At 68.6% G+C, this 14,164-nt stretch carries 11 protein-coding genes; 8 read left to right on the forward strand and 3 right to left on the reverse strand.

Translation table 11 applies throughout. The features are described 5' to 3' along the window. Positions 1 to 11: 11 nt before the first annotated feature. From serS to tyrS, 3 genes are read left to right on the forward strand one after another with little or no spacing between them, the layout of a single operon-like run. Entirely contained in the window at positions 12 to 1,301 is a 1,290-nt protein-coding gene (gene serS, locus XM50_RS15545; RefSeq protein WP_046410750.1) for a serine--tRNA ligase, read from the forward strand. A 10-nt stretch (positions 1,302 to 1,311) separates the two neighbouring features. Further along, on the forward strand, positions 1,312 to 2,376 hold the full coding sequence (locus tag XM50_RS15550) for a peptidoglycan DD-metalloendopeptidase family protein (protein ID WP_046410751.1): 1,065 nt from the start codon (positions 1,312 to 1,314) through the stop codon (positions 2,374 to 2,376). Positions 2,377 to 2,433: 57 nt separating this feature from the next. Then, the gene (tyrS, locus tag XM50_RS15555) at positions 2,434 to 3,660 is read left to right on the forward strand and encodes a tyrosine--tRNA ligase (protein WP_046410752.1); all 1,227 of its coding nucleotides are present in this window, start codon (positions 2,434 to 2,436) and stop codon (positions 3,658 to 3,660) included. A gap of 20 nt (positions 3,661 to 3,680) precedes the next feature. On the opposite strand, the gene XM50_RS15560 is transcribed toward tyrS, so the two are convergent. Beyond that, entirely contained in the window at positions 3,681 to 4,556 is an 876-nt protein-coding gene (locus XM50_RS15560) for an MBL fold metallo-hydrolase (protein ID WP_046411776.1), read from the reverse strand. A gap of 69 nt (positions 4,557 to 4,625) precedes the next feature. On the opposite strand from XM50_RS15560, the gene XM50_RS15565 reads away from it, so the two are divergent. Genes XM50_RS15565 through XM50_RS15575 form a run of 3 tightly spaced genes read left to right on the forward strand, consistent with a single transcriptional unit; the run spans position 4,626 to position 6,248 of the window. Beyond that, a complete protein-coding gene (locus XM50_RS15565) occupies positions 4,626 to 4,946 on the forward strand; it encodes an ArsR/SmtB family transcription factor (RefSeq protein WP_197075566.1) in 321 nt (106 codons plus the stop codon). Further along, positions 4,943 to 5,461 carry a rhodanese-like domain-containing protein gene (locus XM50_RS15570; RefSeq protein ID WP_046410754.1) on the forward strand — a complete coding sequence of 173 codons (519 nt, stop codon included), beginning with the start codon at positions 4,943 to 4,945 and terminating at the stop codon, positions 5,459 to 5,461. Before XM50_RS15565 ends, XM50_RS15570 begins: the two co-directional genes overlap by 4 nt. Positions 5,462 to 5,468: 7 nt before the next feature. Next, entirely contained in the window at positions 5,469 to 6,248 is a 780-nt protein-coding gene (locus XM50_RS15575) for a sulfite exporter TauE/SafE family protein (protein ID WP_046410755.1), read from the forward strand. A gap of 46 nt (positions 6,249 to 6,294) precedes the next feature. On the opposite strand, the gene recG is transcribed toward XM50_RS15575, so the two are convergent. Then, complete coding sequence (gene recG, locus XM50_RS15580; RefSeq protein ID WP_046410756.1) at positions 6,295 to 8,349, reverse strand: ATP-dependent DNA helicase RecG; 2,055 nt, start codon at positions 8,347 to 8,349, stop codon at positions 6,295 to 6,297. 114 nt (positions 8,350 to 8,463) lie between these two features. On the opposite strand from recG, the gene XM50_RS15585 reads away from it, so the two are divergent. Both XM50_RS15585 and mfd read left to right on the forward strand, forming a co-directional pair. Further along, entirely contained in the window at positions 8,464 to 8,748 is a 285-nt protein-coding gene (locus XM50_RS15585; protein ID WP_046411778.1) for an FAD assembly factor SdhE, read from the forward strand. A 43-nt stretch (positions 8,749 to 8,791) separates the two neighbouring features. Further along, positions 8,792 to 12,247, forward strand: coding sequence for a transcription-repair coupling factor (gene mfd, locus XM50_RS15590; RefSeq protein WP_046410757.1), 3,456 nt, complete (start codon positions 8,792 to 8,794; stop codon positions 12,245 to 12,247). An 8-nt stretch (positions 12,248 to 12,255) separates the two neighbouring features. Here the strand turns inward: mfd and mutL are convergent, their stop codons facing one another. Then, on the reverse strand, positions 12,256 to 14,052 hold the full coding sequence (mutL, locus tag XM50_RS15595) for a DNA mismatch repair endonuclease MutL (protein WP_046411781.1): 1,797 nt from the start codon (positions 14,050 to 14,052) through the stop codon (positions 12,256 to 12,258). Positions 14,053 to 14,164: the final 112 nt, after the last annotated feature.

Raw genomic sequence — 14,164 nt, forward strand, 5'->3', positions numbered from 1 at the left:
AGCCCCGCGCCATGCTCGACATTCGCCTGATCCGTGACGATCCCGCCGCCTTCGACGCCGCCATGGCGCGCCGTGGCAAGCCGGCGGATGCCGCCACCATCCTCGATCTCGATCGCCGCCGCCGCGAGGTGGTGACGGAGCTTCAGGTCGGTCAGGCGCGCCGCAACGAGGCGTCAAAGGCGATCGGCGCGGCCAAGGCGAAGAAGGACGAGGAAACCGCCACCGCTCTGATGGCGGAAGTCGCGACGCTCAAGCAGCGGCTGCCCGAGCTGGAGGCAGAGGAAGCGCGGCTCGGCGGCGCGCTCGACGGCCTGCTCGCGAGCCTGCCCAATCTGCCGCTCGCCGACGTGCCCGAGGGCGCAGACGAGAACGACAATCAGCTGATCCACGAACGCGGTCAGCGCCCGGCGTTCGATTTTACGATCAGCGAGCATGACGCGATCGGCCCCGCACTCGGCCTCGATTTCGAGACCGGCGCTTTGCTGTCCGGCGCGCGCTTCACGCTGGTGCGCGGCCATGTCGCGAAGCTCGCCCGCGCGCTCGGTCAGTTCGGCCTTGACGTGCTGACGCGCGACTATGGCTATGAGGAAGTGATCCCGCCGCTCCTCGTGCGTGATGAGGCGATGTTCGGCACCGGCCAGTTGCCCAAGTTCGCCGAGGATCTGTTCCGCACCACCGACGGTCGCTGGCTGATCCCGACCAGTGAGGTCAGCCTCACCAACATCGTGCGCGAGAAAATCCTCGCCGCCACCGATCTGCCGTTGCGCTTCGCCGCGCTCACCCCGTGCTTCCGCTCCGAGGCCGGCGCGGCGGGGCGCGACACGCGCGGCTTCATCCGCCAGCATCAGTTCGACAAGGCCGAGATGGTCTCGATCGTCGAGCCCGATCAGTCGGAGGCCGAGCACGAGCGGATGACCGGCGCCGCGGAGGACGTGCTGACCCGGCTGGAGCTGCCGTTCCGCCGCATGAAGCTGTGCACCGGCGACATGGGCTTCTCGGCCGCCCGCACCTATGACATCGAGGTCTGGCTGCCGGGGCAGGATCGCTATCGCGAAATTTCGTCCTGCTCCACCTGCACCGATTTCCAGGCACGCCGCATGAACGCGCGCTTCCGCCCGGATGGCGAGAAGAACACGCGCTTCGTCCACACGCTCAATGGCTCAGGCCTGGTGATCGGCCGGACGATCGTGGCAATCCTGGAGAACTACCAGCAGGCCGACGGCTCGGTCGCGGTGCCCGCCGTGCTTCAGCCGTACCTTGGCGGGCTGAACCGGCTGGAGCCGCGGCACGCACAGGGTTAATGCAGCGGTAATGACGAACCGTATCCCGCTTGCGCTGCCGCTCGCGATCGCGTTGGCGGGATGCATCCCTTCGGTCGACCGCCCGATCCGGCCAGCGCCCGCTGAGCCCGGCAGCAGCCCCACGCCGCACCGGGGCGGCGCGGCGCGTCCGCAGGATGAGGTGGAGCAGCTCCCCGCCCCGCCCCCGGCCTGGGAGCAGCGCGGCGTGGCCGGTGACGCGCGGCAGGTCGCCGAGCAGAGCTATGTCGTGCGCTCCGGCGATTCGCTGCGCGCCATCGCCGAGCGGACCGGCGCCGGATCGGAAGCGATCGCCCGCGCCAACGGCCTGTCCGCGCCGTTCGTCATCTACGCCGGCCAGCGGCTGCGCATTCCCGGCGGCCGCTATCACTTGGTGCGCTCCGGCCAGACCGGCATCGCCATCGCGCGCGCCTATGGCGTCGAATGGTCGCACATCGTCGCCGCCAACGACCTTAGCGAACCCTATATCCTGCGCACCGGGCAGCGTATCCTGATCCCGGGTGACGCACGCCCGCGCAGCGCCGCCGAGCGTGCCGCCGCCTTCCGCCTCGACATCGATGACATCATCACCGGTGGTGAGCCGGCGATCGCCGAGAACCAGGCACCGGCCAAGCCGGTCGCGACGCCGCGCCGTGTCCTGCCCGCCACCGCGGCGGTCGCGCCGCCCACCAGCAGCCCGGGCCGCTTCATGTGGCCGGTCGACGGTCGCATCGTCGGCCGCTTCGGCGCCGGCGCCAGCGGCCAGCGCAACAACGGCATCAAGATCGCGGTGCCGACCGAAACGCCGGTCCGCGCCGCCGCCGACGGAACCGTCGCTTATGTCGGCGACGGCATCGCCGCGCTCGGCGGGCTGGTGATCATCCGCCACGGCGAGAATTGGACCAGCGTCTACGGCCACGCCTCCAAGCTGCTCGTCCAGCGTGGCCAGGCAGTGAAGAAGGGCCAGACGATCGCGCTGTCCGGCGACACGGGCTTTGCCGATCAGCCCGAGCTCCATTTCGAGCTGCGCAAGGGCCGCAGCCCGGTCGATCCGGCGACTCAGCTCCCCCGGAAATAGCCGGCACACGCCTCCCGCTTGCGGGCGGGGCCGGGTGAGGGCATGTGCCGCTTCACTATGACCGACCATCAGTCCGATCTGCTCCGCGTCCTCACCGACCGCGGCTACATCCACCAGATGACCGACGCGGCCGCGCTCGATGCGCTCGCGACGAAGCAGGTGGTGCCGGGCTATATCGGCTTCGATCCGACCGCGCCGTCGCTCCACGTCGGCAGCCTCGTCCAGATCATGCTGCTGCGCCGGCTGCAGCAGACCGGACACAAGCCGATCGTCCTGATGGGCGGCGGCACCGGCAAGATCGGCGATCCGTCGTTCAAGGAAGAATCGCGCCAGCTGCTCAACGACGAGCGAGTGGCGGAAAACGTCGCCTCGATCCGCCGCATCTTCGAACGCTTCCTGACGTTCGGTGACGGGCCCACCGATGCAGTGATGGTCGACAATGCCGACTGGCTCGACAAGCTCGAATACATCCCCTTCCTGCGCGAGGTCGGCCAGCATTTCTCGGTCAACCGGATGCTGTCGTTCGATTCGGTGAAGCTGCGGCTCGATCGCGAGCAGTCGCTCAGCTTCCTCGAATTCAACTACATGATCCTGCAGGCATACGACTTCCGCGAGCTGTCGCAGCGCCACGGCGTGCGGCTGCAGATGGGCGGCAGCGATCAATGGGGCAATATCGTCAACGGCATCGAACTCGCCCGCCGCATGGACGGGACCGAAGTGTTCGGCGTCACCACCCCCCTCCTCACCACCGCCGACGGGCAGAAGATGGGCAAGACCGTCTCGGGCGCTGTCTGGCTGCACGAGGATCAGCTGCCCCACTTCGATTACTGGCAGTTCTGGCGCAACACCGATGATCGCGACGTCGGCCGCTTCCTGCGCCTGTTCACCGATCTGCCGGAGGACGAGATCGCCCGCCTCGAAAAGCTCGAGGGCGCGGAGATCAACGAGGCAAAGAAGATCCTCGCCAACGAGGCCACCGCCATGTGCCGCGGCCGCGACGCAGCGGAAAAGGCCGCCGAGACCGCGCGCAAGACCTTCGAGGAAGGCGCCAGCGGGGACGCCCTCCCCACCTTCGCCGCCAGCGGTGAGGTGGCGCTGGTCGACGTCCTCGTCGGCCTCGGCTTCTGCGCGTCGAAGGGCGAGGCCCGCCGCCTGATCAAGCAGGGCGGCGCACGCGTCGCCGGCGAGAAGGTCTCCGACGAAGCCGCCACTGTCACCGCGGGCGGCGAGCCGGTCCGCATCTCCGCCGGCAAGAAGCACCACGGCCTGCTCGTCGCCGGCTGACCATCGGCGCCCTTCCCTCCTTACTCTGCGCGTTCCCGGGGCTTCACGGGAATGCGCAGATAGGTGACGCCATTGTCCGCCGCCTCGTGGAAGCGGCCGGCGCGGATGTTGACCTGGATCGACGGCAACAACAGCCGCGGCACGGCGAGGCCGGCGTCGCGCTGCTCGCGCATGGCGACGAACGCGTCCTCGCTGACCGCGTCATGAACATGCACGCTCGATCGACGCTGCTCGTCCACGGTCGTTTCCCAGCGATATTCGTCGCGACCGGGCGCCTTATAGTCATGGCACAGGAACAGGCGCGTCTCGCCAGGCAGCGACAGCAGCCGGCGGATCGAGCGATATAAAGTGCGGGCGTCGCCACCCGGGAAGTCGGCACGCGCGGTGCCATAATCGGGCATGAACAGGGTATCGCCGACGAACGCGGCATCACCGATCAGATAGGCGACATCGGCTGGCGTATGGCCGGGCACGTGCAGCACCTCGACGGCAAGATCGCCGATCTGGAACCGCTCGCCGTCGTCGAACAGCCGGTCGAAGTCCGATCCGTCGATTTTCAGGTCCGTCATCGCGAATACCGGCCGAAAGATGCGCTGCACGTCGCGGATGTGCGCGCCGATGCCGATCCATGCGCCCGTATGCGCCTTGATGAAGGGCGCCGCCGACAGGTGATCGGCATGCGCATGGGTCTCGAGCACGATCGCGATCTGCCATCCGTCCTCATCGGCAAAGGCGAGGATCCGCTCTGCGGACCGGCTATCCACCTCGCCGCTCGCCAGGTCGAAATCGAGCACCGGGTCGATCACCGCCGCGATGCGGGTGGCAGGGTGGCCGACGAGATAGCTGATCGTGTTGGTCGGCTCATCGAAGAAGGCCTTGATGAAAGGCTGGGTCATATTCGGCTCCATCATGCCTTGCATATATATGAGCGGTCACGAAATTAGCAACGTCTAATGGAGAAGCAGATGCTGAAGCCGCCGATGGATCTGGCGACGTTCGAGGAAAAGGCCGGCCAGGTTGCCGACACGCTGAAGGCGATCGGCAATCCCCGGCGGCTGATGCTGCTGTGTAAGCTGGTCGAGCATGGCGAGGTGACGGTCACCAACCTCGCCCGCGAGGTCGGCCTGTCGCAGTCCGCCTGTTCGCAGCATCTCGCGAAGATGCGGGACGAAGGCCTCGTCGCCTTCCGGCGCGAGAGCCAGACGCTCTGGTACGCGATCGCGGATCCCCGCGTCGAAACGCTTCTCGCCACCCTCTACCAACTTTACTGCAAGGACGTTGATTGATGCTCCCCACCCTGTCCCCGCGCGACGCGCGCGTCGCCCTCGATGGCGGCGCGCGGCTGGTCGACATCCGCGGCGCTGACGAATTCGCGCGCGAGCGCATTCCCGGTGCGGTCAATCTGCCGCTCGACCGCGTTGCCACCCTGCGGCGCGAAGAGCGCCCGGTGATCTTCCACTGCAAGTCGGGGATGCGCACGGCTGCCAACGCCAGCGCGCTCGCCGCCGCTGCCGCAGGCGCCCCGGCCTATATCCTGGATGGCGGCGTGGATGCCTGGCGCTCGGCCGGGCAACCGACGGTGGTCGATCGCGCCCAGCCACTTGAGGTCATGCGGCAGGTGCAGATCACGGCAGGCATGCTGGTGCTTGCGGGCGTGCTGTTGGGCCTGTTCGTCACTCCCGCCTTCTTCGGCCTGTCCGCCTTCGTTGGTGCCGGCCTGATGCTCGCCGGGGCGACCGGCTGGTGTGGGATGGCGAACCTGCTGCGCATGATGCCGTGGAACCGGCGCGCCGCGAGCTGAGCCGCTCATGACCGCCGCCGCCATCCTCGCCACGCTCGCGTCCGGCGCGGCGATCGGCCTGATCCTGGCGCTGGTCGGCGGCGGCGGGTCGATCCTCGCCGTGCCGTTGCTCGTCTATGTCGTCGGGACCGGGTCTGCGCATCTCGCGATCGGGACGGCCGCCGTTGCAGTCGCCGCCAGCGCGCTGGCCAGCCTTGCCGGTCACGCCCAGGCGGGCACGGTAAAATGGCCTTGCGCCACCGTGTTCGCGGCGGTGGGCGTCGCCGGGGCGAGCATCGGTGCGGAACTCGGCAAGGCAATGGGTGGCGCGCGGCTATTGGCATTGTTCGGCCTGCTGATGGTCGGCGTCGGCGTCTCGATGCTCCGCCCCCGCAAGTCTGCGCCAGCGCCGGACGTTCGCCTGTCGCGAGAGTCCGCCGAGACGCTGCTGCCGAGGCTGATCCCGATTGGCCTTGGCGTCGGCCTTGCAGCCGGCTTCTTCGGTATCGGCGGGGGTTTCCTCATCGTGCCGGGCCTGATGCTGGCCACTGCCATGCCGATCGCCAACGCGGTGGGAACCTCGCTCGTGGTGGTGAGCGCACTGGGGCTGACCACCGCAGCGTCCTACGCCACCTCGGGCATGGTCGACTGGCGGGTCACCGCGCTGATGATCGCGGGCGGCGCGATCGGCACCGTCGCCGGGATGGCCGCCGCTCGGGGCCTCGCCACGCGCAAGGGCCTGCTCGAACGCGGCTTTGCCGTGATGGTCATCGCTGTCGGCCTCTACGTCGCGCTGACCTCGTTCTGACGGCGCCGCTTGCCCGCGCATCCGGGACGCGGCGCGCAATCGTTGATCAGCCTGATCGCAGCAGCGCCACGCCCGCGTCGCGCTCGAACAGATATAGCGCCACCCGCGCCGCCTGCCCGCGCGCGCCGGAAAGCCCGCCGTCGCGATCGATCAGCAGCCGCGCGTCATCATAAGCGATCGGCAGCAGCTCATTGAGCAGCTCCGGGGTCGCCAGCCGGAACGCCGCCTCGCCCGATTGCCGCGTGCCGAGCAATTCGCCGCCGCCGCGCAGCCGCAGATCCTCCTCGGCGATCATGAAGCCGTCGTTCGTCTCGCGCATCAGCGCCAGTCGCGCGCGCGACGTCTCGCTCAGCGCATTGCCGCGCAGCAGCAGGCAGCGCGATTGCCCGCCGCCACGCCCCACCCGCCCACGCAGCTGGTGAAGCTGCGCCAGGCCGAAGCGGTCGGCATGCTCGATCACGATCAGCGTCGCATTGGGCACGTTCACGCCCACCTCGATCACCGTCGTCGCCACCAGCACGCCAAGCTCGCCGCCGGCGAAGCGCGCCATCACCGCGTCCTTCTCCGCCGGCCGCATCTTGCCATGCACCAGCCCGACGCGATCCCCGAAGCGCCCCGCCAGCGCCGCCGCCCGCGCCTCGGCGGCGGCAAGGTCGCTCTTCTCGCTCTCCTCCACCAGCGGGCAGACCCAATAGGCCTGCTTGCCCTCCGCCAGATGCCGGCCGAGCGCGTTGACCACCTCGTCCAGCCGCTCCTCGCTGATGACGCGCGTTTCCACCGGCTCGCGCCCCGGCGGCATTTCGTCCAGCCGGCTCTGGTCCATCTCGCCATGCTGCGCGAGGACGAGCGTGCGCGGGATCGGAGTCGCGGTCATCGCCAGCAGGTGCGGCGTCGTCTTGCCCTTGGCGGAAAGCGCCAGCCGCTCCGCCACGCCGAAGCGATGCTGTTCGTCCACCACCACCAGCCCCAGATCGCGGTAAGTCACCGCATCCTGGAAGATCGCGTGCGTGCCGATCAAAATGTCGATCGATCCATCCGCCAGCCCCATCAGCACGCCCTCGCGCGCCCGGCCCTTGTCGCGCCCGGTCAGTACCGCGATGTTCACCGGCAGGCCGGCCAGCGTCTCGCGCAGCGTGTCATAATGCTGCCGCGCCAATATCTCGGTCGGCGCCAGCAGCGCGCCTTGCGCCCCAGCCTCCACCGCGATCAGCAACGCAAGCGCGGCGACCAGCGTCTTGCCCGATCCGACGTCACCCTGCAGCAGCCGAAGCATCGGCGCGTCCTGCGCCAGATCGCCCTCGATCTCGCGCGCCGTCCGCGCCTGTGCGCCGGTCAGCGCATAGGGCAGCCGAAGCATGTCGCGCAGCCGCCCGTCGCCCTTCAGCGCGCGCCCGCGCCGACGCCTTGTATCCTGCCGCACCAGCGACAGCGCCAGCTGGTTGGCGAAAATCTCGTCATAGGCGATCCGCGCCCGCGCCACCGCGTCGGCGGGATCGGCATGGACGCGCGCCAGTGCCTCCTTCCACCCCGGCCAGTCGCGCTGCGCCAGCAGGCCGGGCTCGATCCAATCGCCAAGCTCCGGCGCCCGCGCGATCGCCTGCTCGACCAGCCCGCCGACGCGCCGCGACGTAATCCCCTCCGACAGGGGATAGATCGCCTCGCGCTCGCGAAAGCTGTCCTCGCCGTCGACGATCTCCGGGTGGATGATCTGCAATTCCTGGCCGTACGTCTCCAGCTTGCCAGATACGCGCACCGGCTCGCCAACGGTATAGAGCTTGCGCACCAGCCCGCTCGATCGCCCGAAATAGACGAGGCTCACGATATTGCCGTAGCCATCCGCAGCCTGCACCCGCGTCGGCCCGCGCGGGCTTGAAGACACGCGAATGTCGCGCACCGTCAGCGTGATCGCGATCGTCCGCCCGGCATCCTGCGCCATCAGCTCGTCGCGCGGCAGGCGATCGATCCAGCCGCTCGGCAAATGGAACAGCACGTCCACCACCCTCGCAAGGCCAAGCCGATCCAGCGGCTTGGCCAGCCCTGCCCCGACGCCCTTCAGCGCGGTGACTTCGGCGAACAGTGGATTGAGGATATTGGGTCGCATGACTATCTCTTGCGCCACGCCTAGCCGTTCGCATCGATCCTGTCAGGCGAGCGGATGAATTATCGTCGCCGACCGTGCGAAACCACGGCCGGCCAAGTGTCGTTGGAGCCCCTGATGGATCAAGAAACTCGTTTGCGGCGCACCCGCTTCCGCGCCTGGCACCGGGGCACGCGCGAGGCCGATTTCATGATCGGCGGCTTCTTCGATGCGCATCACGCCAGCTGGTCCGAAGAACAGCTGCAATGGTTCGAACGCCTGCTGGAGGAGCAGGACGTGGACATCATGGGCTGGGCGATCGGCTCCATCCCCTGCCCGCCCGAATGGGAAGGCGAGATGATGCAGACGATGCGCCGCGTCGATTTCGCGCTCGCCACCCCGGGCAGCCAGCCCGGCGCCTGACCAAGCCCCTACCTGCCGCCGCCCGATACGAACGGACCCGCCTTTGCCCGATCTGAAGACGATTCTCTCCGCCAAGACGCCGCTCACCCTCTCGGGCGTGCCGACCGGCTTCCTGCCCAGCCTGCTCGCCGATCTCGCCCGCGCGGCGACGACGCGGGCGGTGTTCATCGCGCCGGACGAAGCGGCGATGCGCGCGATCGCCGGCACCGCGCGCTTCTTCGCGCCGGAGATCGAGATCGTCGAATATCCGGCGTGGGACTGCCTTCCCTATGACCGGGCCTCGCCCTCCCTGCGCGTCATGGCGGAGCGGATCGGCGCGCTGCACAAGCTGCAGGCGACCCCCAAGACGCCGCAGCTCGTCCTCACCACCGTCAACGCCGCCACGCAGCGCACGCTCACCCCGTTCCGCATCCGCCAGCTGGTCGCGAACCTGAAACCGGGTGAGCGGATCGCACGCGACAAGCTCGCCGCGCTGCTCTCCGCCAACGGCTATGTGCGCACCGATACCGTCCACGACGCCGGCGAATATGCCGTGCGCGGCGGCCTGGTCGATCTCTTCCCCTCGGGCGAGACGCAGGCGCTTCGGCTCGACTTCTTCGGCGACGAGATCGAGAGCGTCCGCACCTTCGACCCTGCCGATCAGCGTACCACCGGCAAGATCCCCGGCTTCACCCTCCTCCCCGCCTCCGAGGCGCTGCTGGACGAGGAAAGCATCAAGCGCTTCCGCAGCCGCTATCGCGAAACCTTTGGCGCCACCGCGACGGGTGACCCGCTCTACCAGGCGGTCAGCGAAGGCCGCCGCCTGGCCGGCATGGAACATTGGCTGCCGCTGTTCGAGGAGCGGCTCGAGACGCTGTTCGACCATATCGGCGAGGATGCGCTGGTCGTGCGCGACGGCGGCGTGAAGGCCGCGGGCGAGGCGCGGTTCGAGGCGGTCGCCGATTATTACGAGAACCGCAAGCGCGCCGAGGCAGCGCAGCCCGGCAGCTACCGCGCGCTTCCCGCCAAGACGCTCTACATGCCGCCCAAGGAATGGGAGGACGCGCTCGCCGCCGCGACGGCGCATGTCACCACGCCGTTCCACGAGCCCGAATCCGCCACCGTGGTCGACTTCGACGTCGACGGCCCGCGCGATTTCGCGCCCGAGCGCGCCGCCCATGCCAATGTCTATGAGGCGGTGGTCGATCACCTGAAGGCGCTACGCAAGGAAGGCCGCACGCCCGTCCTCGCGAGCTACTCGACCGGCGCACGCGATCGGCTCGGCAATCTTCTCAAGGACCATGGCCTCACCGGTGCGAAGGCGGTTGAAACATGGCAGGAGGCGCAGGGCGTCGGCGAGACGCAGACCGCGCTCATCGTCCTGCCGCTCGACCACGGCTTCACCGCACCCAACGTAGCCGTCCTCACCGAACAGGACATGCTCGGCGACCGGCTCGTGCGCCGTGCCAAGCGCCGCAAGTCCGCCGACGCCTTCCTCGCCGAACTCGCCACGCTCTCGCCCGGCGATCTCGTCGTCCACACCGATCACGGCATCGGCCGCTACGTCGGGCTGACTCAGGTCCCGGTCGCCAAGGCGCCGCACGACTGCGTGCAGCTGGAATATGCCGGCGGCGACAAGCTTTACGTGCCGGTCGAGAACCTCGAGGTGCTCAGCCGCTACGGCTCCGGCGAGGAAGGCGCCAGCCTCGACCGGCTCGGCGGCGAGGCGTGGCAGCGCCGCAAGTCGAAGATGAAGGAGCGCATCCGCGAGATCGCGGGTGAGCTGATCGCCACAGCGGCCCTGCGCGCGCTTCGCCAGGGCGAGGTCGCCGAGCCCGACAGCAGCGGCTACCCCAGCTTCGTCGATCGTTTCCCTTATCAGGAAACCGACGATCAGGACCGCGCGATCGAGGAAACGCTGGCCGATCTCTCGGCCGGCAAGCCGATGGACCGGCTGATCGTCGGCGACGTCGGCTTCGGCAAGACGGAGGTCGCGCTGCGTGCCGCCTTCGTCGCCGCCATGGCCGGCATGCAGGTCGCGGTCGTCTGCCCGACGACGCTCCTCGCGCGCCAGCATTACAACAATTTCATGGCCCGCTTCGAAGGCTTCCCGATCCGCATCGGCCGCCTCTCGCGCCTCGTCACCGCGGCGGAGACCAAGCGCGTCAAGGAAGGGCTTGCCGACGGCACGATCGACGTGGTCATCGGCACCCACGCGCTGCTCGCCAAGAACGTCGACTTCAAGCGCCTCGGCCTTGTCATCGTCGACGAGGAACAGCGGTTCGGCGTCACGCACAAGGAACGCCTCAAGACACTGCGCGCCGACGTCCATATCCTCACCCTCACCGCGACGCCGATCCCGCGCACGCTGCAGATGGCGATGTCGGGCCTGCGCGAACTGTCCGTGATCCAGACGCCGCCGGTCGATCGCCTGGCGGTGCGCACCTATGTCATGCCGTGGGACCCCGTCGTCCTGCGCGAGGCATTGCTGCGCGAACATTATCGCGGCGGGCAGAGCTTCCTCGTCACGCCGCGCGTCGCCGACCTCCCCGACATTGAGGAGTTCCTGCGCAAGGAAGTGCCCGAAATCCGCTACGTCATCGCCCACGGCCAGATGGCGGCAAGCGAGGTCGAGGAACGGATGAGCGCCTTCTACGACAAGAAGTTCGAGGTGCTCGTCTCCACCACCATCATCGAAAGCGGCATCGATATCCCGTCCGCCAACACGATGATCGTCAACCGCGCCGACCGGTTCGGGCTGGCGCAGCTCTACCAGCTGCGCGGCCGCGTCGGCCGATCGAAGACGCGCGCCTATGCCTATATGGTCACCCCGCCCGAACGGATGATGACCGACGCTGCGGAGAAACGCCTCAAGGTGCTCAGCGATCTCGACAGCCTGGGTGCCGGCTTCCAGCTCGCCAGCCACGATCTCGACATTCGCGGCGCGGGCAATCTGCTCGGGGACGAGCAGTCCGGCCACATCAAGGAGGTCGGCTACGAACTCTACCAGTCGATGCTGGAAGAGGCGATCATGGACGCCAAGGCCGGCGGCCTCGCCAGCCGCCCGCGCGATTTTTCGCCGCAGATCACCGTCGATACGCCGATCCTGATCCCGGACGACTATGTCCCCGATCTCGACCTGCGGATGGCGCTCTATCGCCGCTTGAACGAACTGGACGAGAAGCGCGAACTGGAAGCGTTCGCCGCCGAGATGATCGACCGCTTCGGGCCGCTGCCTGAGGCGACCGACAATCTCATCAAGGTTATCGAGATCAAGATGAACGCCAAGAAGGCGTGCGTGTCGAAGATGGACGTCGGGCCGAAGGGCGCGCTCGTCAGCTTCCATGACGATACGCCGCCCAATGTCCCCGGCCTGCTCGCCTATGTCGACAAGCTCGGCGGCATTGCGAAGCTGCGTCCGGATTCGAAGCTGGCGCTCACCCGCAACTGGGCCGATCCGGCCGCGCGGCTGCACGGCGCGCTGCAACTGTCGAAGGGGCTGGCGAAGGCGGCGGGGTAATCCCGCCGCTATTTGCGCCCGAACAGCTTCTCGACGTCGGACAGCGCCAGCTTCACCCAGGTGGGGCGGCCATGGTTGCACTGCCCCGAATGCGGCGTCGCCTCCATCTCGCGCAGCAGCGCGTTCATCTCGGCGACCGACAGCACCCGGCCGGCGCGCACCGATCCGTGGCAGGCCATGGTGCCTGCCACCGCATCGAGCCGCTCGCGTAGCGACAGCGCCTCGTCGAACGCGGCGAGTTCATCGGCCAGGTCGCGCACCAGCCCGGCAGGATCACCGCGGCCGAGCAGCGCCGGGGTTGCCCGCACCAGCATCGCACGGGGGCCGAAACGCTCCACATCGAGGCCAAGTTCGCTCAATTCCGGCGCGCGCGATTCCATCCGGTCGCATGCCGGCTCGTCCAGTTCGACCACCTCGGGGATCAGCAGCGCCTGCGCCGCCACGCGCCCCCCAGCCAGCGCGGCGCGCATCCGTTCCAGCACCAGCCGCTCGTGCGCGGCGTGCTGATCGACGATCACCAGCCCGTCCGCCGCCTCCGCCACGATATAGGTTTTCGCGACCTGCCCCCGCGCCACGCCCAGCGGGTGATCCCCGGTGTCCGGCAGCGGCGCCGTCGCCGGCTCGGCACGCGCTTGCGGCGGCGGCGCGAAGAAGGTCGGCCGCTGGTCACGCACCACATTGCCGCCCGCGAAAGGCGCGCCGCCAGGAGTGACAGCCGCCTGCCCCTGCCCGCCAAAGAGGGCCGATGGTTCCGCCCCGCCGCCACTCGGCTCCGGACGAAACATCGCCATCGCGTCGGCTGGCGCGCGATGCGCCACGCGATGTCCGGCCATGTCGAGCGCGCGGCGTAGGCCGGACACGATAAGGCCGCGCACCATCGCCGGATCGCGGAAGCGAACCTCCGTCTTGGCCGGATGCACGTTGACGTCGACTTCGCTGGGCGGAACGTCGAGGAACAAGGCGACCACGGCGTGCCGGTCACGCGGCATCATCTCGGCATAAGCGCCGCGGATCGCGCCGGTGAGCAACCGATCCTTCACCGGGCGCCCGTTGACGAACAGATATTGGTGATCGGCAACGCCGCGATGGAAGGTCGGCAGGCCAGCGACCCCGCCGAGCACCAGCCCCTCGCGCTCCATGTCGATCGCAACGCTGTTCTCCTTCAGCGCGCGGTCGGTGAGCGCCGCGACGCGGGCGGGGCGATCCTCCGGCTGGAGCGCCGCAAGGACGCGGCGGCCATCATGTTCGAGAAGAAAGGCGACGTCCGGCCGTGCCATCGCAAGACGCCGCACCACGTCCAGGCAGGCGGCATATTCGCTGCGGCCCGAGCGCAGGAACTTGCGGCGGGCGGGCACGCGCGCAAACAATTCCTCCACCATGACCCGTGTGCCCGGCGGCAACGCGGCGGGGCCGTCCCCCACCACCGCGCCATTGTCGATGACGCGCGACCAGCCATCGGCGCCGCGCACCCGGCTTTCGAGCGTCAGCCGCGCAACGCTGGCGATCGAGGGCAGCGCCTCGCCGCGGAACCCCATCGTGGCGACCTGATCGATCTCATCGGTGGGAAGCTTGGACGTGGCATGGCGTTCCAGCGCGAGCGCCATATCGGCCGCGGTCATGCCGCAGCCGTCGTCGACCACCTCGATCCGCGACAGGCCACCCTCTGCCAGCCGGACGGTGACTCGGGTGGCGCCCGCGTCAAGCGCGTTCTCCACCAGTTCCTTCAACGCACTAGCCGGTCTTTCCACCACTTCACCGGCGGCGATGCGATTGATCAGATGTTCAGGGAGGCGACGTATTGACACCATCAGCCCCCTAGCCCAATCGGCGCCATCCCGCGACCCCGTGACAGCACGATCAAAGCCCTAGAAGCGACTTGCGGCCGCGGCGGCGGGATGATTGATGTACCTCGCTCCG

Origin of the sequence: Sphingomonas sp. Ag1, from assembly GCF_000980895.1 — a bacterium.
In the GTDB taxonomy this organism is placed as follows: domain Bacteria; phylum Pseudomonadota; class Alphaproteobacteria; order Sphingomonadales; family Sphingomonadaceae; genus Sphingomonas; species Sphingomonas panaciterrae.